The organism is Micromonospora sp. NPDC052213 (assembly GCF_040679695.1).
Lineage (GTDB): Bacteria > Actinomycetota > Actinomycetes > Mycobacteriales > Micromonosporaceae > Micromonospora.
This window is the reverse complement of record NZ_JBFAVI010000384.1, coordinates 1-1,154: the sequence shown is the minus strand read 5'-3', so window position 1 is coordinate 1,154 and position 1,154 is coordinate 1. Positions and strand designations below refer to the sequence as shown.

Annotated in this window: 1 pseudogene; it reads left to right on the top strand. The window is 69.8% G+C overall.

The window, feature by feature from the left end:
• Window positions 1-1,154: pseudogene (locus AB0L34_RS34155) on the top strand (hypothetical protein); the annotation flags it as partial.

The window sequence follows — 1,154 nt, the reverse complement described above, 5'->3', positions numbered from 1 at the left end:
CAGGACGGCTCGGTCGACGCGATCCACGACGCCGGTACGAAGATCAACGCGGGCGGCTCCTTCACCCGTGTGCAGAACCGCAACTCCGACGTCGACATCCCCCGCGACTACCTGCTCGCGTTCGACAAGGCCACCGGCGCGGTGGACACCGCGTTCGCGCCCACGCTCGACAACGAGGTGACCGCGGTCACGGGCGGGCCCACGGCGAACACGGTCTTCGTCGCCGGCAAGTTCAACACCGTCAACGGCGTGACCCGGCGCAAGGTGGCCCTGCTCGACGTCAACACCGGGGCGGTCGTCACCAGCTTCGCGCCGCCCGCGTTCAACGGGCTCATCAAGGACATCGCGCTGGTCGGCAACCGGCTGCTGGTCGGCGGCATCTTCACCACGGCCGGCAACCCCAACCCGCGCGGCGGACTCGCGTCGCTCAACGCCACCACCGGCGCCGTGGACAGCTACCTCACCACCACGCTGACCGAGAACCACAACTGGGACGGGGTCAGCGGCGCCAAGGCCGGCGTCGGCGCGGAGAAGCTCGCCGTCTCCCCGGACGGCACGCAGCTCGTCGTCATCGGCAACTTCAAGAAGGCCGACGGGGTGCTGCACGACCAGATCGTCAAGATCGACCTGGGTGCCACCGCCGCCACCGTCGCGGACTGGAACACGGCCCGCTACACGCCGCGCTGCAAGTGGCAGTCCTTCGACTCGTACGTCCGTGACGTCGCGTTCTCCCCGGACAACAGCTACTTCGTGGTGGTCACCACCGGCGCGTCCTACCCCGGCACGCTCTGTGACTCCGCGGCCCGCTGGGAGACCGACGCCACCGGCGCCGGCCAGAAGCCGACCTGGACGAACTTCAGCGGCGGCGACACTTTCCTCTCCGTCGGCATCAGCGAGAAGGCCATCTACGTCGGCGGCCACTTCCGCTGGTCGAACAACCCGCTCGCCCGGGACAAGGCCGGACCGGGCGCGGTGCCGCGTGCCAGCATCGCCGCCCTCGACCCGGTCAGCGGCCTACCGCTGTCCTGGAACCCGGGCCGCCACCCGCGCGGCTACGGCGTAACCGAGATGCTGGTGACCCCGGAGGGGCTCTGGCTGGGCAGCGACCAGGAGTACATCGGCGACTTCGACTACCAGCGCAAGCGGCTCGCGTT